The organism is Streptomyces calvus (genome assembly GCF_006782915.1).
Lineage (GTDB): Bacteria > Actinomycetota > Actinomycetes > Streptomycetales > Streptomycetaceae > Streptomyces > Streptomyces calvus.
The window spans coordinates 19,871-43,878 of record NZ_VCNP01000008.1; the positions used below are offsets into that span (position 1 = coordinate 19,871).

A 24,008-nucleotide genomic window follows, 5' to 3' on the forward strand; every position below is an offset into this window, starting at 1 on the left:
CCAAACGACAGGCCCTAGCGTGGAGGAACCGGCGCGCACGGGCGCCGGGCCGCTGCGAGGAGGAGTACGTGATGACCGACGGCCTGAAGACGATCGTCTACCCCGTCAAGGACCTCGGCCCGGCGAAGGAGCTGTTCCGCACCCTGCTGGGCGTCGAGCCGTACGCGGACGAGCCGTACTACGTGGGATTCCGGGCCGGTGGCCACGAGATCGGCCTCGACCCGCACGGTCACGCCAAGGGCATGACCGGACCGGTGCCGTACTGGAACGTCGGCGACCTCCGGGGGGCGCTCGCGGAGCTGGTGGCGGCCGGGGCGACGCCGGTGCAGGACGCGCAGGACGTCGGCGGCGGCACGCTGATCGCCTCGGTGCGGGACCAGGACGGGAACGTCGTCGGTCTGGTTCAGGACGCACCCGCGTGACCTGCTGGAACGGCCGCTCACCAGGCGTTCATTGAACATCGAACCAGTGTTACCGTTCGAGTATGGCAGTGGAGACGGCCGACGCGCGGCTCGAACAACGGTGGCGGGACATCCTCGCGGTGCACGCCCGGACCCTGGGCGAGATCGACCGCGCGCTGCACCCGTACGGGCTGGGCGCCTCGGACTTCGAGGTGCTCGACCTGCTGGCGGCCGGGGCACCGCGGGAGGGCGAGCAGTGCAGGGTGCAGAACCTGGCGGGCCGCGTCCATCTGAGCCAGAGCGCCCTGTCCCGCCTCATCGCCCGGCTGGAGAAGGACGGCCTGGTCGAGCGCAGCATGTGCCTGGAGGACCGGCGCGGCGTGTATGTGACGCTCACGTGCAGGGGCCGTGACCTGCACGCCGAGACCCTGCCGGTGCAGCGCGCCGCGCTGGCCCGCGCACTGGGCGAGTAGCCCGCCCGGCGACGAAGGTACGGCCGCACTCAGCCCCGCCGGGCCGGATTGCGCCTCGGGCTCGTCGCTCGTTCATCGCGGGGTCACGGCCCGGCACGCTCGTGCGCGCGTACCGGACCCTGTTCGCTTCGGCCGGAGGCACCGCGCCTCGCGGCCGTACGGGCCGATCCGGGTGAGCGGCCCTACGGCCGGGCCAGCAGCGTGCGTACCCCTTCCGAGGTGAGCGTCAGACGGTGCTCGGAGCTGCCGTCGATGGTGAGCGACAGGTCGTCGGCCGGCCACTGGGCGGCGAGCGCGCCGAGCGGGACCAGACGGTAGCGGGACACGAAGGGCAGCAGTCCGGCCATCTCCAGTTCGGAGGTGAACACGGGCACCACCTGGGTGCCGCCCGGCTGCTCCAGCACCGGCAGCGCCACCGCTCCCGGGTCGGCGGCCTCCTCGTCGCCCGCGTCGTCCGGCACCGGGATCAGCACGTCGCTCTCGGCGAGGGCGTCGAGCGCCGCCGCGTCCTCGGTGTTCTCCGACAGGACGTCCAGAGCCCGCTGGGCGGGCGTGGGGGCGTTGTTCTCGTGCGCGGGTGTTTCCATGACAGTTCCCTGGTAGCGGCGGTCGTGCGGCTCAACCGGGACGTGATCCGCCCCGGGCACGGTGCTGCACGCGTACCCGAACGCACGGGGCGCAACCCTGCGGACCGCGGGCGCCCGCACCCTCACCAACCACCCCCTCGGACCCCCGCGAACCCCGTGGCTATCATATGAGCACCCTCTAGCTCGAAAGATGGACCTGTGACTGTCAACGAAGACTCGTTCACCAACTGGAAGCACCGCGAGGAGATCGCGGAGTCGATGATCCCGATCATCGGGAAGCTGCACCGCGAGCGGGACGTCACCGTCCTGCTGCACAGCCGCTCCTTGGTGAACAAGTCGGTGGTCAGCATCCTCAAGACCCACCGCTTCGCCCGGCAGATCGCCGGCGAGGAGCTCTCGGTCACCGAGACGCTGCCCTTCCTCCAGGCGCTCACCACGCTCGACCTGGGCCCGTCCCAGATCGACATCGGCCTGCTCGCCGAGGCCCACCGCGCCGACGACCGGGGCATGTCCGTCGAGGAGTTCACCGCCGAGGCCGTCGCCGGCGCCACCGGCGCCCACAAGATCGACCGCCGTGAGCCGCGCGACGTCGTCCTGTACGGCTTCGGCCGCATCGGCCGGCTCCTGGCGCGGCTGCTGATCGAGAAGTCCGGTTCCGGCAACGGCCTCAGGCTGCGCGCGATCGTGGTCCGCCGCGGCGGCGAGCAGGACATCGTCAAGCGGGCCTCGCTGCTGCGCCGCGACTCCGTGCACGGCCAGTTCCAGGGCACCATCACCGTCGACGAGGCGAACAGCACGATCGTCGCCAACGGCAACACCATCAAGGTGATCTACGCGGGCGACCCGACGGAGATCGACTACACGGCGTACGGCATCAAGAACGCCATCCTGATCGACAACACCGGCAAGTGGCGCGACCGCGAGGGCCTCTCGCAGCACCTGCGCCCCGGTATCGACAAGGTGGTGCTGACCGCGCCCGGCAAGGGCGACGTGCCGAACATCGTGCACGGCGTCAACCACGACACGCTCAAGCCGGACGAGCGGATCCTGTCCTGCGCGTCCTGCACCACCAACGCGATCGTGCCGCCGCTGAAGGCGATGGCCGACGAGTACGGGGTGCTGCGCGGCCACGTGGAGACCGTCCACTCGTTCACCAACGACCAGAACCTGCTGGACAATTACCACAAGTCGGAGCGGCGCGGCCGTTCGGCGCCGCTCAACATGGTCATCACCGAGACCGGTGCCGCCTCGGCCGTCGCCAAGGCGCTGCCCGGCCTCGACGCGACCATCACCGGCAGTTCGATCCGCGTACCCGTGCCGGACGTGTCGATCGCCATCCTCAACCTCCAGCTGGCCCGCGCCACCGACCGCCAGGAGGTCCTCGACTACCTGCGCAACGTGTCGCTGACGTCGCCGCTGAAGCGGCAGATCGACTTCATCAGCGCCCCCGACGCGGTCTCCAGCGACTTCATCGGCTCGCGCCACGCCTCGATCGTCGACGCCGGCGCCCTGAAGGTCGAGGGCGACAACGCGATCCTCTACCTCTGGTACGACAACGAGTTCGGCTACTCCTGCCAGGTGGTCCGGGTCGTCCAGTACGTCTCCGGTGTCGAGTACCCGACGTTCCCGGCCCCGGCGGTCTGACCGGTCGTCAGCAAACGGAACCGGGGCGGGGTCGGCGAGTTGTCCGGCCCCGCCCCGGTCTGCGTGCGCCCCGCGGGTAAGGGGCAGATCGGTAACGATCGTCCCGCACGGGTTGTCGTGGCCCGTGAAGTTCCTAATCTTCCTGCATGCCCCTCTTCAGCAGCCGTTCCGGCAGACGCCCCCGTATCGAGCCGGCCCTCGACGACGCCGAGCTGGCCCGCGTGCTGGGCCGGTTGAGCAAGCGGAACGGGAGCGGCAAGGCCGCCGACGTGACGCTCGTGGCCTCCCTGCTGGAGGGGACCGGGGACGACTGGGACCGCCGCGGCCACCGGCTGTCCGTGCTGGCCGAGGCGACGGTGGACTCCGGGATCGCGACGGCCTGGCTGGACCGCGAGCCGGAGAACGCGGACGCGCTGGTGCTCCACTCCTGGACCGGACTGGCGCGCGGCCTGCGGGACGGACACCTGGAGGACGCCGGGGAGCTGGTCGCCCACTGCCACCGGGCCGCCGGACTGAGACCCGACGACCCGCTGCCCTGGGTGGCGCTGATCGGTGTGGCGCGGATCGAGCGGTACCGCCAGAACGAGGTCAACGCGCTGTGGCGGGAGGCCACCGGACGCGACAGCTGGCACCGTGAGGCGTATCTGCAGATGCTCGCGTACCTCTCGCCGGAGGAGGGCGGGTCGAGGGCCCTCGTCCTCGACTTCGTCGACGCGGTGCGCAGCCGGATCCCGGCCAACGCGCCGTGCGCGGCCGTGGAGCTGACCGCGGCCGTCGAGCAGTACCAGGGACTGCTGGCGCAGGGCGGTGTACGGGCCATGACGGCCGGACAGCTGTGGGGCGGCGGGCAGATCGCGGCGGCCCTGGACCAGGCGGCCGCGCTGTGGGCGAAGCCCGGCTTCTTCCAGCACGCGGCGGCTCAGGCCGACCTGAACGTGCTGGCGTACGCGCTGTGCGCCGCCGGACGGGCCGCCGACGCGCACCCCGTGTTCGAGGCGCTGCAGGGCGTCGTCACGCCCTGGCCGTGGGATGTCGACGGCCCCGCCGTCCAGCGGTACGAGCAGCACCTGGCCAAGGCGGAACGGGGCCGCCAGGGCGGCATCGGCGGCATGTGAGCGGCCCGCCGCGCCCGGCCCTCACCCGTGCGGGTCAGTCCAGGGCCAGGACGGTCGCGAGCGCCTCCCGCAGGGCCGCCGCCGGGTCGGGCGGGGCGTCCTCGCTGCGCCAGGCGACGAAACCGTCCGGGCGGACCAGCACCGCGCCGCCCGCGCCGACGCCGTGGGCGCGGGCCCAGTCGGCACCGTCCAGCGGCCTCAGGTCCGCGCCGGACCCGTCACCGACGCGGTACGCCTCCAGCGGTACCGACAGCTCCGCCGCCACCTCGGCGGCCGCCGCCTGCCAGACGCCGCCCTCGGAACTCAGCAGCACCGGTGACCGCTCGTACAGGTCGAGCGTGGAGATCCGGGTGCCGGCCCGGTCCAGCCACAGGTGCGGGGCCCGGCTGCCGGGCTCGCCGCCCAGCGCGAGCGTGTCGGGGACGACCGGCGCCGCGGGGTCCGTGCCCAGCACCGCGCCGCCCGGGTAGCGGTAGCCGAGCGCCACGTTCAGGATGCCGCCCCTGCGGCCCGCGGGCCCGGCGGCACCGGCCGCCGGCGTGTACCCGGGATGGCTGTGCTCCACCGAGCGGGAGGAGGCGCGGGCGCTGGTCGCCTCCGCGACCGGCCGGCGTTCGGCGTCGTACGAGCCGAGCAGCCCGGGGCCGGCCCAGCCGCCCAGCACGGCGGCCAGCTTCCACGCCAGGTTGTGGGCGTCCTGGATGCCGGTGTTGGAGCCGAACGCCCCGGTGGGCGACATCTCGTGGGCGGAGTCGCCGGCGAGGAACACCCGTCCGTCGGCGTACCGTTCGGCGACCCGCTCGGCGGCGTGCCAGGCGGCCCGGCCGGTGATCGTCACGTCGAGACCGGGCACCCCGACGGCCCGCCGGATGTGGGCGGCGCACCGCTCGTCGGTGAACTCCTCCAGGGTTTCGCCGTGTTCGGGGTGCCAGGGGGCGTGGAACACCCAGCGCTCCCGGTTGTCGACCGGCAGCAGGGCGCCGTCGGCGCCGGGCGTGGTCAGATAGCAGACGATGAACCTCCGCTCGCCGACGACCTCGGCCAGGTCGCGGGAGGTGAAGGTGACGCTGACGTTGTGGAACAGGTCGCCGGGGCCGTTCTGCCCGATGCCGAGCCGTTCGCGCACAGGGCTGCGCGGACCGTCCGCGGCGACCAGGTAGTCCGCGCGGACGGTGGTGTGCTCGCCCGTCTCGCGGCTCTTGACCAGGGCGGTCACTCCGTCGGGGTCCTGGTCGAACGACATCATCTCGGTCCCGTACCGCAGGTCGCCGCCCAGCTCCCGGGCGCTGTTCAGCAGCACCGGCTCCAGGTCGTTCTGGCTGCACAGGCACCAGGCGGCGGGGCTGAACCGGCCGAGCCCGCCGCCCGGGTCGATCTCCCGGAACAGCCACTCGCCGGCATCGCCCACCAGGGTCGGCGTCTGCAGGATGCCGTGGTTGTCCGCCAGCACCGACGCGGCCTCCACGATGCGCCGCTCGACGCCGGCGGTGCGGAACAGTTCCATGGTGCGCACGTTGTTGCCTCGCCCGCGCGGGTGGATCGAGGTGCCCGCGTGGCGTTCCACCAACGTGTGCGGCACACCGAGCCGCCCCAGGAACAGGGACATGGACAGACCCACCAGCGAGCCGCCGACGATGAGGACGGGCGTGCGGTGCTCCGCCTCGTCGGCCGTGTCCGATCGGTTCATTGCAGCGCCTCCAGCGTGGCCCGCGACGGGTTGAGGAACGGGACGCCCATTCCATGCCCGGTGCGGGCCGTTCCGCGTCCCGGAGGCACCCGGATGGCGCGCGGTTCACCCAGGTGCCCCGCGTCGCTCGCGCGCACCGGGGACGGCGTCGACCATCGACACATGGCGACCCCGGCCCTTGGGACACGGCGGTCGTTTCCTGACCTTCCGTGAACGGCTTCCGGACGGGGCCTCGTGACGAGGTCCCGCGGAGAAGAGGAGAGGTGCGCCGGATGACCACGTCGGGACGCATATCGCAGTCCGCTTTCGACGGCTCGAGGCTGCGGGTGATCCTGCTGCTCGACCTGTACGAAGGAGCCCAGGAGCAGTTCCTCGACGCCTACGAGCACATGCGCAACAAGGTCGCGTCCGTCCCCGGTCACATCAGTGACCAGCTCTGCCAGTCGATCGAGAACCCCTCGCAGTGGCTCATCACCAGCGAGTGGGAGAGCGCCCCGCCCTTCCTCGCCTGGGTGAACAGCGAGGAGCACGTCGAGACCGTGCGGCCGATGCACAGCTGCGTCCGGGACACCCGGTCGATGCGGTACAGCATCATCCGCGAGACCCGCCCCGACCGGCCGCTCACGTCCGAGGCCGCCACGGCCGGGCTCCAGTCGGCGGTCCGCGTCGGCGACGGTGTGGCGCGCCACGCCCTCACCTTCACCGTCAAGCCGGGCTCGGAGTCCAAGGTGGCGGAGCTCCTGGCCGGCTACCAGTCGCCGAAGGCGCAGGTCGACGACACCACGCGGCTGCGCCGCACCTCCCTGTTCATGCACGGCAACCGTGTCGTGCGGGCCGTGGAGGTGGAGGGCGACCTGCTGGCCGCGCTGCGCCACGTCGCCCGTCAGCCCGAGGTGCGCGCCGTCGAGGAGGCCATCAACCCCTACCTGGAGCAGGACCGGGACCTCACCGACCCCGACTCCGCGCGGGTGTTCTTCACCCGGGCCGCGCTCCCGGCCGTGCACCATGTGGCGGCCGGCCGGCCGGAACCCGCCGGACTGCGGCGGCACGCCCTGTACTACCCGGCCGTGCGGGGCCGCGGCATCGACCTGGCCCGGTTCCTCGCGCAGCAGGACGAGGCCGCGGCGGACGACCCGGACAGCCCGGTGCACGCGAGCACCGTGTTCCAGCGGGACGACATCGTGGTGCGTCTCGTCGACGTCACCGGCGAGCTCGACCTGGACCCGCTCGCCGCCCTCGGCATCAAGGGCCCGGGCAAGGCCGCGGAGCTGGAGCGTCTCCTGGACGGCGCCGCCATCGGCGTCGAGGGCGCCCTGGACTCCGAGCGCAACCTCAACCGGCTGCTGGCGCACGCCGACATGCTGCACGTCACCGACCGCAGCGCGGCGGATTCCTGACGCCCGACCCCGGTGGCGTCCCCGGCGGTGCCCGCCCTGGACGTCACCGGCCCACCCGGAGGTAACAACCCATGTCCCAGCAGCACCCACGCATCGTGGACCTCAGCGAGACGGAACCCAACCGGCGGCGCGGAGGGGACCTCAGGACCCTGCTCACCCCGGCCACCGTCGGCTCGACCAGCGGATTCATGGGCCTGGCCATCATCCAGCCCGGTGAGCGCATCGGCGAGCACTACCACCCGTACTCCGAGGAGTTCGTGTACGTCGTCAGCGGCGCGCTCGAAGTGGACCTGGACGGCGAGCCGTTCGCGCTCCGCGCCGACCAGGGTCTGATGATCCCGGTCGACATGCGGCACCGCTTCCGCAACGTCGGCGACCAGGAGGCCCGCATGGTCTTCCACCTGGGTCCGCTCGCCCCGCACCCGAGCCTCGGTCACGTCGACACCGAGGAGACCGAAGGGGCCGGTGCCGGGCCGCAGTTGACGGTCGGGGGGCCCGGAGGCGGCCGGCCGGCCGAGCCCAGTGAGGCCATAAAATGACCCGGCGAGTGGCCGTCACCGGTATAGGTGTGGTCGCTCCCGGCGGCATCGGCGTCCCGGCGTTCTGGGACCTCCTCGCGGCCGGCCGCACCGCGACCCGGGGCATCTCCCTGTTCGACCCGGCGGGGCTGCGCTCGCGGATAGCCGCCGAGTGCGACTTCGACCCGTACGCGCACGGCCTCGACGCCGAACTGTGCCAACACGCGGACCGCTACATCCAGTTCGCGGTCGTCGCGGCCGGGGAGGCGGTCCGCCACTCCGGTCTGGACAGCGCGGCCGAGGACCCGTGGCGCACCGGCGTGTGCCTGGGCAGCGCGGTCGGCGGCACCACCCGGCTGGAGCACGACTACGTGCTGGTCAGCGAGGGCGGCAAGCGCTGGGACGTGGACCACGAGAAGGCCGAGCCGCAGCTGCACACGGCGTTCCAGCCGAGCACGCTCGCCTCCGTGGTGGCCGAACGGTTCGGCGCCCGCGGCCCGGTGCAGACGGTCTCCACCGGCTGCACCTCCGGCCTCGACGCCGTCGGCTACGCCTTCCACACCGTCGCCGAGGGCCGGGCCGACGTCTGTGTCGCCGGGGCGTCGGACTCGCCGATCTCACCGATCACGATGGCCTGCTTCGACGCCATCAAGGCGACCTCGCCCAACAACGACGACCCCGAGCACGCCTCCCGGCCGTTCGACGCCCGCCGCGACGGCTTCGTCATGGGCGAGGGCGCGGCGGCGCTCGTCCTGGAGGAGTACGAGCACGCCCGGGCCCGCGGCGCGGAGATCCTCTGCGAGATCAGCGGCTACGCCACCTACGGCAACGCCTACCACATGACCGGTCTGACCAGCGAGGGACTGGAGATGGCCCGGGCGATCGACACCACGCTCGACCAGGCCCGGATCGACCCCACGCTGATCGACTACGTCAACGCGCACGGCTCCGGAACCCGGCAGAACGACCGGCACGAGACGGCCGCCGTGAAGCGGTCCCTGGGCGCCCACGCCCACGACACGCCCATGAGCTCCATCAAGTCCATGGTGGGCCACTCGCTGGGCGCGATCGGCGCGATCGAGGTGGTGGCCTGCGTCCTCGCGCTGAAGCACCAGGTCGTCCCGCCGACGGCGAACTACGAGACCCCCGACCCGGAGTGCGACCTGGACTACGTGCCGCGCACCGCCCGCCCGCGGAAGCTGAACCACGTGCTCTCCGTCGGCAGCGGATTCGGCGGCTTCCAGTCCGCGGTACTGCTGTCCGGGCCGGGCGGGAGGACACGATGAGCACTCAGCGCCCCCGGCGTGCGGCGGTCACCGGCATCGGTGTCGTAGCGCCCAACGGACTGGGGTCCGACGCCTACTGGAAGTCCGTCGCCGAGGGCCTCGGCGTGCTGGACCTGATCAGCCGCGAGGGCTGCGGCCATCTGCCGCTGCGGGTGGCGGGCGAGGTCCGCTCCTTCGACCCGGCGTCCCTCATCGAGGAGCGGTTCCTGGTCCAGACCGACCGGTTCAGCCACTTCGCGATGGCCGCGGCCGCCCTCGCCCTGGACGACGCCGGGCTCTCCGGTGACCCCGCGGACCCGTTCGCGGTCGGCGTGGTCACCGCCGCCGGGTCCGGGGGCGGCGAGTTCGGCCAGCGCGAGCTGCAGAAGCTGTGGGGCCGGGGCTCGAAGTTCGTCGGCCCGTACCAGTCCATCGCCTGGTTCTACGCCGCGAGCACCGGCCAGATCTCCATCCGCGGCGGCTTCAAGGGGCCGTGCGGGGTGGTGGCGAGCGACGAGGCGGGCGGCCTCGACTCGCTCGCGCACGCGGCGCGGGCCGTGGCGCGCGGCACCGACGTCATGCTCGTGGGCGCCGCGGAGGCGCCGCTCGCCCCGTACTCGATGGTGTGTCAGCTCGGCTACCCCGAGCTGAGCACCGTCGACGACCCGGACCGTGCCTACCGCCCGTTCACCGAGAAGGCCTGCGGTTTCGTGCCGGCCGAGGGCGGCGCCCTGCTGGTGGTCGAGGACGAGGCGCGGGCCCGCGGTCGCGGGGTGCCGGTACGGGCCGTCGTGGCCGGGCACTCCGCCACGTTCACCGGTGCCTCCCGCTGGGCGGAGTCCCGCGAGGGGCTGGCCCGGGCGATCCGCGGCGCCCTCGACGAGGCGGGCTGCGCGCCCGAGGAGGTCGACGTGGTGTTCGCCGACGCGATGGGGGTGCCGGAGGCGGACCGCGCCGAGGCGCTGGCCATCGCCGACGCCCTGGGCGCGCACGGCACCCGGGTGCCGGTCACCGCACCCAAGACGGGCATCGGCCGGGCCCACTGTGCGGCCCCGGTCCTGGACACCGTGGCCGCCGTGCTCGCCATGGAGCACGACCAGGTGCCGCCCACGCCCAACGTGTCCGACATCTGCCACGACCTCGACCTGGTGACGTCGCGCGCTCGTCCCTCCGAGCTGCGCACCGCCCTCGTCCTCAGCAGGGGACTGATGGGCTCCAACGCGGCGCTGGTCGTGCGCCGCGGTGACGAATCCGCCCGGTAGGACCCGGGCGGGAAAGGAGCAGTCACCCATGATCACCACCGAAGTGACCTTCGACGAACTGGCGGCCCTGATCAAGCAGGCGGCCGGCATCACCGTCGACCCCCAGGAACTGAAGGAGTCCGCGGAGACGCCCTTCGACTCCTTCGGCCTGGACTCGCTCGGTCTGCTCGGCATCGTCGGCGAGCTGGAGAACCGGTACGGCCGGCCGCTCCCGCCCGACTCCGAGCGGTGCCGCACGCCCCGGGAGTTCCTGGACCTCGTCAACAGCACCCTCACGGCTGGAGCCTGAAAGTGGCCGGACACACCGAGAACAGCATCACCATCGACGCTCCCCTCGACCTGGTGTGGGAGATGACCAACGACCTCGAGAACTGGCCGCGGCTGTTCAGCGAGTACGCCTCCGTGGAGATCCTCTCCCGGGAGGGTGACACGACGACGTTCCGGCTGACCATGCACCCGGACGAGAACGGCAAGGTGTGGAGCTGGGTGTCGGAGCGCACCCCGGACCGCGAGAAGCGGATCGTGCGCGCCCGCCGCGTCGAGACCGGCCCCTTCGCCCACATGGACATCCTGTGGGAGTACACGGAGCTGCCCGGCGGTGTGCAGATGCGCTGGACGCAGGACTTCGCGATGAAGCCCGACGCGCCGGTCGACGACGCGTGGATGACGGACAACATCAACCGCAACTCCCGCACTCAGATGGCCCTCATCCGGGACCGGATCGAGCAGGTGGCCCGCGACAGCGAGCGCACGTCCGTCGCGTCCTCCCGCTGAACGCCGGTCCGTCCAGGAAAGGACAGCCCATGCACCACGCCCTCATCGTCGCCCGGATGAAGCCCGGTTCGGCGCCGGACATCGCCGAGGTGTTCGCCGCCTCCGACCGCGGTGAACTCCCCCACCTGGTCGGCGTCAGCCGGCGCAGCCTCTTCCAGTTCGGTGACGACGTGTACCTGCACCTCATCGAGGCCGAGCAGGACCCGGCGCCCGCCATCGCGAAGGTCGCCGCGCACCCGGAGTTCCGCAGCATCAGCGAGCAGCTGGAGGCGTACGTCAGCCCGTACGACCCGCAGACCTGGCGCAGCCCGAAGGACGCCATGGCGCGGTGCTTCTACCGCTGGGAGAGCGGCGCCGGTTCCTGAGCCGACGCCCGGACACAACCCCGGGGCCGCCGCTTCCGCGTCAGTCGCGGAGGCGGCGGCCCCGGGGTTTCGTGGTGCCGGCGGTCAGCCGGGTACGGTGCACTCGAAGGCGTGCAGGTAGGCGTTGACGGGGCGGATGCCGTCGATGGCCAGACCGGCGTCGGTGAGGCGGTCGACCATGCTCTGCCGGGTGTGCTTGGCGCCTCCGACGTTGAGGAGGAGCAGCAGGTCCATGGCGGTGGTGAACCGCATCGACGGGGTGTCGTCGACGAGGTTCTCGATGACGACGACCCGGGCTCCGGGCCGTGCCGCGCGGCGGACGTTGGCCAGCGCCCGGCGGGTGCTGTCGTCGTCCCACTCCAGGACGTTCTTGATGATGTACACGTCGGCCTGGACGGGGACGTCGTCGCGGCAGTCCCGGGCCACGATGTCGACCCGGTCGGCCAGGGCGCCGCCCTCGCGCAGCCGCGGGTCGGCGTTCTGGACGACGCCGGGCAGGTCGAGCAGGGTGCCGCGCAGGTGGGTGTGCTTCTCCAGGAGGCTGGCCAGGACGTGCCCCTGACCGCCGCCGATGTCCACGACCGAGGCGGCGTCGTCCAGGTCGAGCAGACGCGCCACGTCGCGTGCGGACTGCTCGCTGGACGTCGTCATGGCCCGGTTGAAGACGTGGGCGGACTCGGGGGCCGACTCGTTGAGGTAGGTGAAGAACTCGCGGTCGTACACGTCCTCGAAGACGTTGCGGCCGGAGCGCACCGCCTCGTCGAGCAGCGGCCACACGCTCCAGGTCCACGGCTCGGTGCACCACAGGGCGATGTAGCGCAGGCTGTGCGGGTCGTCCTCGCGCAGCAGCCGGGACATCTCGGTGTGTGCGAACGTGCCGTCGGGGTGCTCGGTGAACACGCCCTGGCAGGACAGGGCGCGCAGCAGCCGCCGCAGGGTGTGCGGCTGCGTCTTCACCGCCGCGGCCAGGTCGTCCACGGTCATGGGGGTGTCGTCCAGCGCGTCCGCCACGCCCAGGCGGACGGCCGCGCGGACGGCGGCGGCGCACGCCGCCCCGAATACGAGCTCGCGCAGCCGCATGGGCGGCGGCGGAGCCGGATCAACGGTGGTCATCCGTTGCCTCGCTTCTGCTGTGGTGCCGTCGGTGGGGCGGGGGTTCAGCACATTCCGGCGGGCTCGGAGAGCGTGCAGGTGTTGCCGCTGAACGTGTTGCTCTGGGCGGTGTCGCGGTTGGCCAGGTCGGCCGGGCTGTTGCCGGTCACCAGGTTGTCGCGGACCTCGTTGCGCTCGTTGGCGGTGCCGACGAGGCTCTTGAACAGCACGATGCCGCCGGACAGCGGGGACGTGCCCTTGTTGTCGGCCACGTGGTTGCGGGCGACCAGCGTGTCCTCGGCGCCGGTGAGGACGATGCCCGAGCCCTGCAGGAAGGGCAGCCGCGGCGTCTTGGCGCAGTACTTGTTGTTGGCGTGGACGTGGTTGCCGGTGACGCTCAGCGCGCCGGCGCGGGGCTTGGACTCGTCGCCGACGACGAAGACGGCGGCGCAGTTGGCGGTGGCCTCGTTGCGGTCGACGGTCAGGTTGCGCAGCCGCCGTACGGTGACGCCGATCCGGTTGCCGGCCGTCCTGTTGTGCCGGATGACGGTGTCGCGGGCGTCCCGGGCGCCTTCCTCGGTGTCGACGGTGTTGGCGACGAACAGTCCGGCGTCGCCGTTGTTCTCGGTGATGTTGTGGGTGAGCTCGCTGCGTACGGAGCGTTCCGTGGCGATGCCCCACTGGCCGTTCTTCTCCGCGATGACGTGGCGGACCTTCAGGCGGTCGGTGCCGGTGGCCCACACGCCGTTCTCGGTGAAGCCCCGCAGCGTCAGCGACCGTACGGTGACGTTCTTCAGGGGGCTCTTGTCGGTGCCGGTCACGCAGACGCCGTTGCCGGCCTTGGCGCAGGCGCTGCCGCCGGCCTTCGCGGGCGGGGTCAGCACGGTGAGCTTCGCGCTGGTGCCGCGCAGGGTGATGCCGGACGCGGTGATGTCGACGCTCTGCCGGTAGGTGCCGGGCGCGAGGAGGACGGTGTCCCCCGGTTTCGCGGCGTCCACGGCCTTCTGGATGGACTGGCCGGGCTGGACGCGGTGCACGGTCTGCTGGGAGGCCGACGGGGCGGCGCCCACGCCCGCGGCCACGACGGCGGTGGTGCATGCGAGATACGCGATGTGTCGTCTGGTCATGAAGCCGAAGCTAAGAGCGGGGGTTGCGGCCCGCCACCGCTGATCACCCAGGCGGGCAGCACCACCCGGACGCGGTACGGCACGCGGGTGCCGCCGGGCGCGGGGCGGGTCGTGCCGGGTGTCTCAGGTGAGGCCGGCCGCCGCTTCGGCGAGGGCGGTGCGCAGCGTCGCCGCGAGGTCGGCGCGGGCGGCCTCGGGGCCGGCGTCCGGCTCGGCCGTCCGGTAGGCGTGGTGTTCGACCGCCGCGCGCAGTGCGGCGTTGAGCATGGCGGCCCGTACGGCCGGTCGTACGTCGTCGGCGGGCAGCCCGGCCCGTTCGGCGAGGGCGCTCGCGAAGGCGGGTTCCGCCTCGTCGTGGGTCTGCAACCAGACGGCGCGCAGTCCGGGTTCGGTCCTGGCCAGCCGCAGCAGGGCGCCGATGTCCGGTCCGGGCAGCCCGGGTTCGGCCTCCCAGACGTGGTCGAAGGCCTCCTGGAGGGGCTGTCCGGGACGCCACCGCCGCAGCGCGGCGGCGACCGTGTCGACGCCGGTCGTCAGCAGGGGCCGTACGCAGCTCTCCTTGGTCGGGAAGTAGCGCCAGACGGTGCGTGCCGAGACGCCGACCGCCTGCCCGATCTGCTCGCCGGTGGTCGCGGCGACGCCCTGGGCGACGAACAGGCCGACCGCGGCGCGGGCGATCTGCAACCGGACGGCGGCCTTGCGTTCCTCGGTCAGCGGTGGCCGTCCCGTCCGTGCGCGGGCCGCGGTCATACACCCCTCCGGTGCCGGTGGTCCCTGTCGGGCGTATTCTCTCCCAGGGACTTTTTGTCACTCAGAGACATTAAGTTGGGCGCCGATGCGGCACGGCCTCGCGGCGCCGCACCTTCCTCGGCACTCCTCGCCTTCCTCGCCTTCCTCGCCTTCCTCGCCTTCCTCGCCTTCCTCACAGACGGCGGACGGCGGACGGCGGACGGCGGACGGCGGACAACGCAACAACGGACGGAGCACACATGACCGGCGGGCTGAACGGACGCGGCGTGATCGTCACCGGAGCGGGATCGGGCATAGGCCGGGCGGCCGCGCTCGCGTTCGCCGCGCAGGGTGACCGTGTCCTGGTGGCGGACATCGACGCCGAGCGGGCCGGCGCGGTCGTTCAGGAGATCGAGCAGCGGGGCGGGACCGCGGTGGCCGTCACCGGCGACCTGAGCGACCAGGGTGTCGTGGACCGGGTGACGGCCACGGCGGTGGAGCGGTTCGGCGGTGTGGACGTCCTGGTGAACAACGCCGGGATCATGGACGGCATGACGGCCCTGGCCGACGTGAGCGACGCCGAGTGGGAACGGGTCATCCGGGTCAACCTGACCGCGCCGTTCCTCCTCACCCGCGCGGTGCTCCCGCACATGCTGGCCGCCGGTGGCGGCGCCGTCGTGAACACCGCCTCCGAGGCCGCCCTGCGCGGCAGTGCCGCGGGCGCCGCGTACACCGCCTCCAAACACGGCGTGGTGGGCCTGACCAAGTCGCTCGCGGTGATGTACCGCAAGAACGGCATCCGGGCCAACGCCATCTGCCCGGGCGGCACCGCGACCGCCATCGCCGTGGACGCCGACCCCGCCGCGCACGGGCCCGCCACCCTCGCCCCGCACTTCGTCAACCTGGGCCGGGTGTCCCGGCCGGAGGAGCAGGCGGCGGCGATCGTGTTCCTCGCCTCCCCGGCCGCGAGCAACATCAACGGCGCGATCCTGCCCGTGGACGACGGCTGGTCCGCGGTCTGACACGGCGACAGCGCCGGGCGGCACCCGCACCGGTGCCGCCGTCCCGGCGGAGGGGTTCCCCAGGCGGGGGGTGTTGCCCGGCCGGAGGGGCGTTGTCAGTGCCGTGTGGCACCTTGAACGTGCCACCGCACCGCCGAGAGCGCCTGGAGTGACCGCATGGCCGATGTGCCGCCGCCGTCCCACGAACTGTTGCCCGGGGACCCGGGTTCCCCGGTGATCCTCCATGTGCCGCACTCCGCGCGGGAGATACCGGCCCAGGTGCGGTCCGGCATCGTGCCGCAGGGCGCGGAGCTGGAGCGGGAGCTGGACCACATCACCGACGCGCACACCGCCGAGATCGCGGAGGCGGCGGCCCGCGCGGCCGGGGTCGTGCCGTGGCGTTTCGTGAACCGGCTCTCCCGGCTCGTCGTCGACCCCGAGCGGTTCCCCGACGAGCGGGAGGAGATGCTGGCCGTCGGGATGGGCGCCGTCTACACCCGGACCACGCACCGGAAGGTGCTGCGGCCCGACGGGTTCGACCCGGAGCCGCTGGTCGAGCGGTACTTCCGGCCCTACGCGCGGGCCATGACGGAAGCGGTCGCGGACCGGCTCGCGGCGACGGGCCGGGCGGTGATCATCGACGTGCACTCGTATCCGAGCGCGCCGCTCCCCTACGAACTGCACGGCGACGGCCCGCGCCCGGAGGTCTGCCTGGGCACCGACTCCTTCCACACGCCGCCCGAGCTGCTCGCCGCCGCCCGCGAGGCGTTCGCGCCGTGCGGTCGGACGGGACTGGACAGCCCGTTCGCCGGGACGTACGTACCGCTGGAGTTCTACGGCAAGCGGGCCGAGGTGAGCGCCCTGATGGTCGAGATACGCCGGGACACCTACATGACCGAACCGGGCGGCCCCGCCGGGCCGGGGCTGCGGCGCCTGGCCGCGTCACTCGCCGCGCTGGTCGACGCCGTCTCCGGCTGACTGCGCCCCGCCGGACGCGATGCACGCGGCAGGGACCCGGCGGCCACGGCGGTGCCGGGTCCGTGCCACGGCGCCCTGTCCGTACCACGGCGGACGCCGTGTTTCTGCGGAGGCGGCCGGTCGGTGCCACCGCGGACGCCGAAGCCGTGCCGCGGTGGACGCCGGGTCCGGGCCGCCGCGGTCGATGCGGACCGGGCACGGGCCGGTGCGGTCGGTGCGGACCGGCCCGTGCCGGTGCGGACCGAGGCTGCCCGTGCGGACCGAGGCTGCCCGTGCGGGTCGGGCGGTGTCAGGCGCGCAGCCACTCCGTCACGACCACGTCCCCGCCGGCGCGCAGGCGCAGCGCGAACGGCCCGGACAGCGGCGTGTCGGCCGTGAAGCGCCCCATGTCGTCGGCGGTGAGCGTGGCGGCCGTCTGCGGCCCGCCGAGCACCTCGATACGGGCCGACTGGGGCGGGAGCACCTGGCCCAACAGCCCCTGCGGGCCCACCTCGACGTCCAGCGTGACCTCGCCGGCGCTGAAGGTGAGCATGCGCGGCGCGTCCGTCGCTCCCCTGACCGGGATGCCGTCGACCAGCGAGTCGAAGGTCAGCTCCGCCACGCGGGCGTCGAGGTCGTGCAGCGCGTAGGCGTCGACGGCGATCTGGAGGAGGGCCGACGGCAGCGGGTCAAGGACACCGGCCGCCTGCCGCAACTCCTCCTCCAGCAGCCCGTCGTCGAAGTCGGCGCCGTCGAAGTCCGTGTCGCCGAAGTCCGCGCCGTGGTCGCCGGGAGGCCCGTCGAACCCCGTGCCGTCGCCCGTGTCGCCCGTGTCGTTCATGCCGTTCACATCGACCCCCGTGCCTCGAGCCGGGCCCGCAGTCGGCGCAGACAGCGCTGGCGCAGCGGCCCGATGCTGCCCACCGCGATGTCGAGCGCGGCGGACACCTCCTGATAGCTGGGCGGCGGCGAGGCGATCAGCACCCGCAGCAACTGTCGGCACCGCTCGCCCAGTTCCTCGAACTCCTGCCACAGCCGCCGCACGCGTTCGCTCTGCGCGGCCGCCTCCTCCGCCTCCAGCAGCGACTGCTCCGGCGCGCCGTCCTCACTGACCCGGTCCAGCAACTGCGGATCGTCCGTCAGCATCAGCCGGCGCGCGTTGCGGTGCACCTTCAGGCACTCGTGGCGCGCGGTGCTGGCAAGCCACGATCCGGTCTTCTCCGGTTCCCGGATCCGCCCGAGATGCTGGGCGAAGCGGAACCACACCGTCTGGTAGACCTCGTGCGCGTCGGCGTCGGAGAGCCGGTGCGCGCGCACCACGGACCACACCAGGGGGCCCAGCCCTTCCACGATCGCCTTCCAGGCCGCCGCGTCGCCGTCGACAGCGGACCGGACCAACGCGCCGACTTCACTACGCTCCACGGTCCCACCCCTCGTGTACGGCACGTCATCGTACGCCGCGGAGGGGCCGATTCCGATCCTCATGGCCGGGCCGGGGGGAGCGAGACCCGCACGGGGCGCCACGTGGGCGGAAGGAGCGCCGGGACGCGCGCCCCGCGCACGTCCGCGTGCTCGGTGGTGGCGTCCATCAGCTGCCGGCGGGCCTTGCGCGGGTCGGTCTGCGCCTGCGCCGTCATGTGCGCGGCGATCATGCCGACGGCGACCGGAGTGGCGAACGAGGTGCCGCTCCACTGGGCGAGCCCTTCGAACATCACCTGGTCCGGCTTGGCGGAGCCGTCGTCCTCGCTCAGCACGCCGGTGTGGCGCGGGTGCCGGCAGGTGCAGGCGTAGCCGAAGCCGTAACGGCAGGTGTCGTAGGTGGAGTGCTGGTACACGTACGGCACGGGCGTCCCGAAGCCGGTCAGGGCGCTGGTGAGGCGCTCGCCGGGGGCGTACGCCCGCACCCAGGAGCCGTGGTTGCTGAAGCAGGCGCCCTGCCGGCCGTCCGCGCGCAGCGCGCCGACCGACAGCACGGCGTTCTCGTAGTCGGGCAGTTCGGCGTAGGCGGCGGGCCAGAAGTGCGCGTCGCTGCCGTTGTTGCCGGCGGCCGCCACCAGCAGCGTGGGCTGCTCGCGCAGCTCCCGCATGAAGGCGTCGACGCCGAGCAGGCCGTCGGTGCGCCCGTTGGAGGTGCCGGCGGAGAGGCTGATGACGTCCGGCCAGCCGTCCCGTTCGACGGCCTCGAAGAGCTTGTCGCCGAACTCGTACTCCAGGATGGCACCCGCGTCGTTGAGCGTGTTCCGCACGGTGATGTCGGTGTTGGGGGCCACGGCGGCGACGAGTCCGGCGATGAACGTGCCGTGGCCGCAGTACTGCTTCAGCACGCCGTCCTCGCCGCACTCCTCCACCTGGGCGTCGCCGCGGGTGTGGGCGAGCAGCGGGTAGGCGGCGTGGTCGTGCATCAGGCCGGTGTCGACGACGAGGACGCTCACGGCGCTGTCCGGGTCGTGGACGGCCCGGGCCGCCGCCGGGTTGGGCCGGGCGCCGGGCGGTACGGGCACCGGCTCGTCGCCGGGGCAGGCGTTGACGGCGATGGACACCACGTGGTTGCGGCTGACCAGCCGGCGTCCGGCGCGGCCCTCGGCCGCCGACAGCGCGCGCAGCGCGCCCGCGACAGCCGGGTCCCCGCTGCCGTCGCCCTCCGACGGGTCGGCGACCTGGATGCGGGTGATGCCGGAGCGGTTGGTCTCCGGGCCCGCCCGGCGCACCCGGTCCGGGCTGAGCCCGGCGAACGTGGTGAAGTGCTCGCGCACCGTGTCCTCGACGACGCGGGCCTCCTCCCCGTCGCGGGCGAGGACGACGCCCTTCTCGTAGAGGAACTCGCCCGCTTCGTCGGGCCCGATCGCCAGGGGCACGTCGGGCATCGACCGCTGGATCTGTGCGAACTGCTCACGGAATCGCTGTGGTGCCATGGCATGTCCTCCGCTGGGGCGACGGCGGCCGGGGCCGCACAGGTGTCGCCATACAGAGCCCCGGGACGGTCGTTTGATACAACGTCGCGCCTGTGGGGTGTGGTTGCGGACCACTACGATCGTGGGGTGACAGCGGGAAGCGACACGGTGCTGGAACTGCTGCCGATGGTGTTCGCCGCCCCCGGTGAGGCCCTGGCGAGGGCGGAAGAGGTGCTGGGTGACCGTCCCCCGGCCCTGCACGCCTCCGTCGCCCATCAGGTGATCGGCATCTGGCAGCGGGACTTCGGGGACATGCGGCTCGCCCTGAGCCATCTGCGGCGGGCCCGTGCGTGGGCGGCACGCGCGGACTCCGCCGAGCGGGAGGCGGACGTCCTCGCCACGCTCGGGGTCGCGTTGGTGCACGCGGGGCGCACCCGGCAGGGCATGGACGCGCTGCGCCGGGGTGTGGAGCGCGGCACGGGGCACACCCGCGCGCGGGTGCTGTTCCGCCGGGCGTACGCGTGGTGGGTGCTGGGCCACCACAAGGAGGCCCTGGACGACGTACGGCGGGCCATTCCCGTGCTGCGGCAGGCCGAGGACGTGATCTGGACGGCGCGCGCGCTGACCCTGCGGGCCACGGTCCACCTGGCGCTGGGCGCGGTGGAGCGGGCGGACGCCGACTTCACGGCGGCGGAGGCGCTGTGGGACACCACCGGCCAGGAGCACGACAAGGCGGACGCCGTGGAGAGCCGGGGGCTGGCCGCGTTCCGCTCGGGCGACATCCCGGCGGCGCTGCGGCTGCTCGACGAGGCGGAGGAGCGGTACGCCAAGCTCGGCACGCCGACGTTCATGCTGAACATCCGCCGCTGCGAGGTGTTGATGGCGGCCGGGCTGCCCGCCGAGGCGCTGGCCGAGGCGGACGCGGCGATCAGGGCCCTGGACGGCATCGGCGGGCAGTCCACGCGCAAGGCGGAGCTGCTGCTGGCGGCCGCGCGGGCGGCCCGGCTGGCGGACGATCCGCAGACGGCCATCGCCCGCGCGGCGCTCGCCGTGCGGCTGTTCGCCGGGCAGCGGCGCGCCTGGTGGGAGACGCACGCGCGGCTGGTGCTGATCGAGGCCCGGCACGCGGCCGGGCGCGGTTCGGGCCGGCTGGTCGCGGACGCGGCGGCGGTCGCGGAGAAGCTGGTCGCGCTCGGCGCTCCGGCGGCGCCCGAGGCGTCCCTGCTGGCCGGCCGGATCGCGCTGGACCTCGGCTGGACGGCGGACGCGGAACGGCATCTGGCGGTCGCCGCGCGCAGCAGGCGCGTCGGGCCGCCGCTGGCGCGGATGACCGGCTGGGCGGCGCAGGCGCTGCGGGCGCGGGCCGCCGGTTCCCCGCGCGGGGTGCTGGAGGCGTGCCGGCGCGGTCTCGACGTCCTGGACGACCACCGGATGACGCTGGGCGCCTCGGAGCTGCGGGCCCGCGCCACCGCGCAGGGTGCGGAGCTGGCCGCGCTCGCCCAGCGGGCCAGCCTGGCCTCGGGCGGGCCGCGGCGGCTGCTGGTGTGGAGCGAACGCTGGCGGGCCACCGCGCTGTCCGCCCCGCCGACCCGGCCGCCCGCCGACCCCGCCCTGCTCAGCGGCATGACCGCGTACCGCGAGATCGCCGCCCGCGCGGAGGAGGCCCGCCAGGAGGGCAAGCCGGTGCCCGCGCTGGAGCGGGAGCAGCGGCGCCTGGAGCGGGAGATCCGCTCCCGGACACTGCACATGCGCGGCGCGGCACCCGACGGCGGTGACCGTTTCGACGTGGCCCGGCTGCTGGCGCGGCTGGACGACAGCGGCGGCGGGCAGCTGGTGGCGCTCGCGGTGCTGGACGGGCGGGTGCAGGTGCTGCTGTGCGGGCAGGGGCGGGTGCGGCGGTTCGAGGCGGGGCCGCTGGCGGCGGCGGAGACCGAGGCCGAGCACGTGCAGGCGGGACTGCGGCGGCTGGCGCACCCGGGGGCCCAGGCGCGGCTGCCGGTGGTGGAGGCCGCGGGGCGGCGGCTGGAGGAGCTGCTGCTGGGTCCGGCGGCGGCGCACCTCGGGGACGGTCCGGTGGTGATCGTGCCGCCGGGGCGGCTGCACCGCGTGCCGTGGGCGCTGCTGCCGTCGCTGCGGGAGCGGGTGCTGAGCGTGTCGCCGTCGGCGAGCAGCTGGCTGCGGGCGCGGGAGACGGCTCCGCCGCCCGGCGGCCGGCAGGTGCTGGTGCGCGGCCCGGGCCTGGCCACCGGAGGCGCGGAGGTGCCCGAACTGGCCGACCGTTACGGCGGCGCGACGGTGCTGGAGTACGACGACGCGTCGGTGCCGCGCGTGCTGGCGGAGCTGGACGGAGCCGCGCTCGCCCACATCGCCGCGCACGGGGCATTCCGGGCGGACGGTCCGTTGTTCTCGTCGCTGCGGATGGCGGACGGGCCGCTGATCGTGCACGACTTCGAACGGCTGGACCGCAGCCCGTACCGGATCATCCTGTCCTGCTGCGACACCGCCCGGTTCGCGACCGTCGGCGCGGACGAACTGCTCGGTCTGGTCACCGCGTTGCTGCCGCTGGGCACGGCGGGTGTGGTGGCGTGCAGCGCGCCGGTTAACGACGCCGCGGTGGTCCCGCTGATGCTGGCGCTGCACAAGGGGATCGACGCCGGTCTCTCCCTGGCCGAGTCCCTCCGCGACGCCCGCGCCACCCTCCCGTCGGACGCCCTGCACCGTGCCACGGGCTGGGCCTTCACGGCGTTCGGCGCGGCCTGATGGCGGTGTGGCGTCGGCCCTGACGCCGGTGTTGCGCATGCGCAGACGCCGGTGCTGCTCATGCGCAGACGCCGGTGTTGCGCATGTGCGCCCGACGGGTGCGCGGTTCCGGTGGGTGGTGTCGGGGTTCCGCGGCGAGGCGGACGCGGGCCGGTGATGGACGCCGGGAGGCGTGGTGCGGGTCAGGCCGGCTGGTGGTCGGGCAGGGTGGTCAGGTGGGGCAGGGCGGTGCGGTCGGTGCCGAGGCGGGTGTAGGCGCCGTGCAGGTGGTTGCCGACGGTGCGGACGGACAGGGTGAGGCGTTCCGCGATCTGACGGTTGCTGAGTCCGGCCGCCGCGAGGGTGACGATCTGCCGCTGGCGTGCGGTGAGTTCGCCCATGACCAGCCCCGCGAGCGCCGGTGTACGGGCGCCCTGGCAGCGGCGGGCGAGCGCGACGGCGCGGGTGCGGGCGGTGCGGGCGGCGTGCGGTTCCCGATGGACCGGTACGGCCTGGGCGTGCGCTTCGGCGGCGAACAGCAGGAACCCGCGCCGCCGCAGCTCCTCGGCCACCCGGTCCAGGGCGGGCCCGTCGGCGCGGGCGGCCGCGTCGGCGTGGTCGGCGAAGACGCCGGTGAGCCGGCCGGCGGCCCGTTCGGGCGTGCCGAGGCGTACCGCGTCGTAGGCGTCGCCGCCCGCCTCGGGAGTCCCGTCGGCGCGGCCGAGTTCCGTGCGGCAGGACGGGTCGGCGGGCGCGGTGCGCAGGCCCTCGCGGGCCCAGGCGGCCGACTCCCGCAGTTCGCCGCGCAGGCGCGCGTACCGGGCGCGCAGGGCGGCGTACCCGGCCGGGACCGGCGCCCCTTCCGCCACCAGCCAGTCCCCCACGGGTGCCGGCACCTCCGTCACGTCGGCCCGTTCGATGCGGCGGGTCAGCTCCGCCGCCTCGGCGTCCAGTTCGGCGGCGCACGCGGCCGGCGGGCGGGCGAGCCGGCGGGCGCGCAGCCGTCCGGCGGCGGCCCGCAGCACCGGGCCGTGCAGGGGGTGGGCCAGGCGGACGCCGCCGTGGTCGTCGACGTGGACCAGTGAGTCGCCCTCCAGGCGTTCCAGCGCGGTGAGGTCGAGGTCGTCCGGGTCGAGCGGCAGGGGTTCGGCGAAGGCCAGGCGGTCGAGGGTGTCCCGCTCCTCGGGTCCGGTGCGGTCCAGGACGTCCGCGGTGCGTTCGCGCACCGCCGCCGTCAGCGGCACCGGGCCCCGCCAGGTCCAGGTGCCCGGCGCATGGGCGGGCCGCCCGTCGACGCGGACGGCGTCCAGGAGTTCCCGCAGCAGCCGCAGGTCCCCGTCGCACAGGCGGTGCAGCCGGTTCGCGGTGAGCGGTTCGGGGGTGTCGTCCGGGCCGGCGGACAGCAGCCGCACGGTGTCCTCCCGGGGCAGCGGCGGCAGGGCCAGCCGGGGCAGGAGTTCACCCGTCCACAGCCGGGAGACGGCCGGCGGGACGGGCTCGCCGTCGGTGACGACGACCAGCAGCCGGGTGCGTCCGTGCACGGCGAGCTGGTGGACCAGGGCGGCGGAGGAGTCGTCGAGCAGATGGGCGTCGTCGACCAGCAGCGTCCGCACACCGGCGAGCCGGCCGAGCGCCTGGTGGAGCGTGCCGGGTCCGGGCAGCAGGTGGGCGAAGGCGGCGAACGGGAGGTGCCGGGTGCGCGGTGTTCCGGTGACCCGGGCGCAGTCGGTGCCGCGGACGGCCTCGGTGACCAGCCGGGTCTTGCCCCGGCCGGCCGGCCCGGTCACCACCAGGCCGCGCCGGGCGCCGCTCAACGAGTGGCGGACCAGGTCGAGTTCGTTCTCCCGGCCGGTGAACGGCCAGGGCGACCGCAGGGGCGTCGCGTGCTTCTCGTACGGCTCGGTGGCATCCCGTCGCAATGTCGTCACGACAACAGGAGCAGGGCTACTCAGACTTGATACAGGGCCGCTTGAGCAGACCCCGA

Annotated in this window: 23 protein-coding genes; 14 read left to right on the forward strand and 9 right to left on the reverse strand. The window is 73.7% G+C overall.

Going from position 1 to position 24,008, the window contains the following annotated elements; genetic code table 11:
• Positions 1-71: 71 nt before the first annotated feature.
• Positions 72-422: a VOC family protein gene (locus FGW31_RS02965; protein ID WP_142191730.1), complete on the forward strand. Its 351-nt coding sequence runs from the start codon at positions 72-74 to the stop codon at positions 420-422.
• Positions 423-484: 62 nt separating this feature from the next.
• Complete coding sequence (locus FGW31_RS02970) at positions 485-874, forward strand: MarR family winged helix-turn-helix transcriptional regulator (protein WP_142191731.1); 390 nt, start codon at positions 485-487, stop codon at positions 872-874.
• A gap of 182 nt (positions 875-1,056) precedes the next feature.
• Here the strand turns inward: FGW31_RS02970 and FGW31_RS02975 are convergent, their stop codons facing one another.
• Positions 1,057-1,461, reverse strand: coding sequence for an SseB family protein (locus FGW31_RS02975; protein WP_142191732.1), 405 nt, complete (start codon positions 1,459-1,461; stop codon positions 1,057-1,059).
• 198 nt (positions 1,462-1,659) lie between these two features.
• On the opposite strand from FGW31_RS02975, the gene FGW31_RS02980 reads away from it, so the two are divergent.
• Together FGW31_RS02980 and FGW31_RS02985 are read left to right on the forward strand one after the other, a co-directional pair.
• Positions 1,660-3,105, forward strand: coding sequence for a glyceraldehyde-3-phosphate dehydrogenase (locus tag FGW31_RS02980; RefSeq protein ID WP_142191733.1), 1,446 nt, complete (start codon positions 1,660-1,662; stop codon positions 3,103-3,105).
• Between the two features lie 146 nt (positions 3,106-3,251).
• Entirely contained in the window at positions 3,252-4,220 is a 969-nt protein-coding gene (locus FGW31_RS02985; RefSeq protein ID WP_142191734.1) for a hypothetical protein, read from the forward strand.
• Between the two features lie 34 nt (positions 4,221-4,254).
• Here the strand turns inward: FGW31_RS02985 and FGW31_RS02990 are convergent, their stop codons facing one another.
• The gene (locus tag FGW31_RS02990; RefSeq protein ID WP_142191735.1) at positions 4,255-5,907 is read right to left on the reverse strand and encodes an FAD-dependent oxidoreductase; all 1,653 of its coding nucleotides are present in this window, start codon (positions 5,905-5,907) and stop codon (positions 4,255-4,257) included.
• Positions 5,908-6,179: 272 nt separating this feature from the next.
• Here FGW31_RS02990 and FGW31_RS02995 point away from each other — a divergent pair, with 272 nt between their 5' ends.
• The 7 genes from FGW31_RS02995 to FGW31_RS03025 all read left to right on the forward strand — a co-directional run bounded on the left by FGW31_RS02995 (position 6,180) and on the right by FGW31_RS03025 (position 11,488).
• On the forward strand, positions 6,180-7,304 hold the full coding sequence (locus FGW31_RS02995) for a SchA/CurD-like domain-containing protein (protein WP_142191736.1): 1,125 nt from the start codon (positions 6,180-6,182) through the stop codon (positions 7,302-7,304).
• A 71-nt stretch (positions 7,305-7,375) separates the two neighbouring features.
• Positions 7,376-7,843 carry a cupin domain-containing protein gene (locus FGW31_RS03000; RefSeq protein WP_142191737.1) on the forward strand — a complete coding sequence of 156 codons (468 nt, stop codon included), beginning with the start codon at positions 7,376-7,378 and terminating at the stop codon, positions 7,841-7,843.
• Positions 7,840-9,108, forward strand: coding sequence for a beta-ketoacyl-[acyl-carrier-protein] synthase family protein (locus tag FGW31_RS03005; protein ID WP_142191738.1), 1,269 nt, complete (start codon positions 7,840-7,842; stop codon positions 9,106-9,108). The genes FGW31_RS03000 and FGW31_RS03005 overlap by 4 nt, the downstream gene beginning before the upstream one ends.
• Positions 9,105-10,349 carry a ketosynthase chain-length factor gene (locus FGW31_RS03010; protein ID WP_142191739.1) on the forward strand — a complete coding sequence of 415 codons (1,245 nt, stop codon included), beginning with the start codon at positions 9,105-9,107 and terminating at the stop codon, positions 10,347-10,349. The genes FGW31_RS03005 and FGW31_RS03010 overlap by 4 nt, the downstream gene beginning before the upstream one ends.
• 28 nt (positions 10,350-10,377) lie before the next feature.
• Positions 10,378-10,638, forward strand: coding sequence for an acyl carrier protein (locus FGW31_RS03015; RefSeq protein WP_142191740.1), 261 nt, complete (start codon positions 10,378-10,380; stop codon positions 10,636-10,638).
• A 2-nt stretch (positions 10,639-10,640) separates the two neighbouring features.
• On the forward strand, positions 10,641-11,123 hold the full coding sequence (locus FGW31_RS03020) for an SRPBCC family protein (RefSeq protein WP_142191741.1): 483 nt from the start codon (positions 10,641-10,643) through the stop codon (positions 11,121-11,123).
• A 29-nt stretch (positions 11,124-11,152) separates the two neighbouring features.
• Entirely contained in the window at positions 11,153-11,488 is a 336-nt protein-coding gene (locus FGW31_RS03025; protein ID WP_142191742.1) for a TcmI family type II polyketide cyclase, read from the forward strand.
• A gap of 84 nt (positions 11,489-11,572) precedes the next feature.
• On the opposite strand, the gene FGW31_RS03030 is transcribed toward FGW31_RS03025, so the two are convergent.
• The 3 genes from FGW31_RS03030 to FGW31_RS03040 all read right to left on the reverse strand — a co-directional run bounded on the left by FGW31_RS03030 (position 11,573) and on the right by FGW31_RS03040 (position 14,457).
• On the reverse strand, positions 11,573-12,601 hold the full coding sequence (locus FGW31_RS03030; RefSeq protein WP_142191743.1) for a methyltransferase: 1,029 nt from the start codon (positions 12,599-12,601) through the stop codon (positions 11,573-11,575).
• Between the two features lie 44 nt (positions 12,602-12,645).
• Complete coding sequence (locus tag FGW31_RS03035) at positions 12,646-13,707, reverse strand: right-handed parallel beta-helix repeat-containing protein (RefSeq protein ID WP_142191744.1); 1,062 nt, start codon at positions 13,705-13,707, stop codon at positions 12,646-12,648.
• Positions 13,708-13,830: 123 nt separating this feature from the next.
• Positions 13,831-14,457: a TetR/AcrR family transcriptional regulator gene (locus FGW31_RS03040; RefSeq protein ID WP_142191745.1), complete on the reverse strand. Its 627-nt coding sequence runs from the start codon at positions 14,455-14,457 to the stop codon at positions 13,831-13,833.
• Positions 14,458-14,696: 239 nt separating this feature from the next.
• Here FGW31_RS03040 and FGW31_RS03045 point away from each other — a divergent pair, with 239 nt between their 5' ends.
• On the forward strand, positions 14,697-15,458 hold the full coding sequence (locus tag FGW31_RS03045) for an SDR family NAD(P)-dependent oxidoreductase (RefSeq protein ID WP_142191746.1): 762 nt from the start codon (positions 14,697-14,699) through the stop codon (positions 15,456-15,458).
• 156 nt (positions 15,459-15,614) lie between these two features.
• Positions 15,615-16,415: an N-formylglutamate amidohydrolase gene (locus FGW31_RS03050; RefSeq protein ID WP_142191747.1), complete on the forward strand. Its 801-nt coding sequence runs from the start codon at positions 15,615-15,617 to the stop codon at positions 16,413-16,415.
• 289 nt (positions 16,416-16,704) lie between these two features.
• Here the strand turns inward: FGW31_RS03050 and FGW31_RS03055 are convergent, their stop codons facing one another.
• Genes FGW31_RS03055 through FGW31_RS03065 form a run of 3 tightly spaced genes read right to left on the reverse strand, consistent with a single transcriptional unit; the run spans position 16,705 to position 19,306 of the window.
• A complete protein-coding gene (locus FGW31_RS03055) occupies positions 16,705-17,235 on the reverse strand; it encodes a hypothetical protein (protein WP_142191748.1) in 531 nt (176 codons plus the stop codon).
• 5 nt (positions 17,236-17,240) lie between these two features.
• Complete coding sequence (locus tag FGW31_RS03060) at positions 17,241-17,816, reverse strand: RNA polymerase sigma factor (RefSeq protein WP_142191749.1); 576 nt, start codon at positions 17,814-17,816, stop codon at positions 17,241-17,243.
• A gap of 59 nt (positions 17,817-17,875) precedes the next feature.
• Entirely contained in the window at positions 17,876-19,306 is a 1,431-nt protein-coding gene (locus tag FGW31_RS03065) for a S8/S53 family peptidase (RefSeq protein WP_142191750.1), read from the reverse strand.
• Between the two features lie 165 nt (positions 19,307-19,471).
• On the opposite strand from FGW31_RS03065, the gene FGW31_RS03070 reads away from it, so the two are divergent.
• Positions 19,472-22,045: a CHAT domain-containing protein gene (locus FGW31_RS03070; protein ID WP_220510668.1), complete on the forward strand. Its 2,574-nt coding sequence runs from the start codon at positions 19,472-19,474 to the stop codon at positions 22,043-22,045.
• A 182-nt stretch (positions 22,046-22,227) separates the two neighbouring features.
• On the opposite strand, the gene FGW31_RS03075 is transcribed toward FGW31_RS03070, so the two are convergent.
• A complete protein-coding gene (locus FGW31_RS03075) occupies positions 22,228-23,952 on the reverse strand; it encodes a LuxR family transcriptional regulator AbsR2 (RefSeq protein ID WP_373303422.1) in 1,725 nt (574 codons plus the stop codon).
• Between the last annotated feature and the right edge of the window lie 56 nt (positions 23,953-24,008).